Genomic DNA, 1309 nt, shown 5'->3' on the forward strand with positions numbered 1-1309 from the left:
GGTGTCTGGTTTCAGGACATCGTGAACGGGTGTCTCGGGACATCGTGAACAGTTCATCTGGTGTCGCGGGGATGTCTCAGGACATCGTGAACGGTGGCCAAGTACGAGATCCTGATCAAAGCCGTGACCGTGCAACACCTCTCCTACGGCGAAGTCGCCGCCCGTTACGGAGTCTCGAAAACACTGGTCCACAAGCTCCACCACCGCTGGCTGGACGAGGGGGACGCCGCGTTCACACCCCGCTCGCGACGGCCCCACTCGTCACCGACACGGACGCCGGCCCAGATCCGTGAACGCGTCCTCGCGTTGCGTGATGAACTCATTGCCCTCGGTGTCGATGCCGGCGCGGACACGATCAGCGAGCACCTCCACCGAGAACACATCACCCTGTCCCGGGCGACGATCTGGCGGATCCTGACCGCAGCCGGGAAAGTCACCCGACAGCCACAAAAACGTCCCCGCTCGTCCTGGCACCGCTTCACCGCCGACCGCCCCAACGAGCTCTGGCAATCCGACTTCACCCATGTCACCCTCACCACCGGCGCTGACATCGAAGTGATCGGCTGGATCGATGACCACTCCCGCTACCTGCTCCACCTCACCGCCCACCCCCGCGTCACCGGACGAGTCGTGACAGACACCTTCACCGTCGCCGCCCACCAGCACGGATATCCCGCCGCGACGCTCACCGATAACGGCATGGTCTACACCACCCGCCTGGCCCGCGGCGGGCGCGGGCGCGGCGACGGAGCCGGGAACGCGTTCGAGACGCTCCTCGCCGTCCAGGGCATCACCCAGAAGAACGGCAAACCCTTCAAACCCACCACTCAAGGCAAGATCGAACGCTTCTGGCAGACGCTGAAAGCCCACCTCCGCGCACACCCCACCGCTTCTCTCCCCCAACTGCAGCACAGCCTCGACACGTTCCGCGACTACTACAACACCGTCCGCCCCCACCGCGCCCTCGGCCGCAAAACCCCCGCGTTCGCCTACACGCTCATTCCCAAAGCGGCCCCCGCACCACCCGACGACCCGAACGTCTGGCGCGTCCGCTACGACACCATCGACAACGACGGAAAAATCACCCTCCGCCACCACGGCAGACTCCTCCATCTCGGGATCGGACGCGCCCACACCCGCACTGAGATCATCTGCCTCGTCCACAACGACGACGCCACGATCATCAGCCTCGGCACCGGCGAGCTCCTCGCCGAATACACCCTCGACCCCACCAAGAACTACCAACGAAAAAACGGCTGAACCCCCGAAACCGGGGGTTCAGCCGTTCACGATGTCCTGAGACATCACA

1 protein-coding gene is annotated in these 1309 nt (G+C 64.6%); it reads left to right on the forward strand.

The annotated features are described in order from the left end of the window. The first annotated feature begins 93 nt into the window (after positions 1-93). Positions 94-1260, forward strand: a complete 1167-nt coding sequence (locus M3195_RS16690; protein ID WP_251589213.1) for an IS481 family transposase — start codon at positions 94-96, stop codon at positions 1258-1260. Positions 1261-1309 lie beyond the last annotated feature (49 nt).

It is taken from the genome of Microbacterium hydrocarbonoxydans (genome assembly GCF_023715885.1).
Classification (GTDB): Bacteria; Actinomycetota; Actinomycetes; order Actinomycetales; family Microbacteriaceae; genus Microbacterium; species Microbacterium hydrocarbonoxydans_C.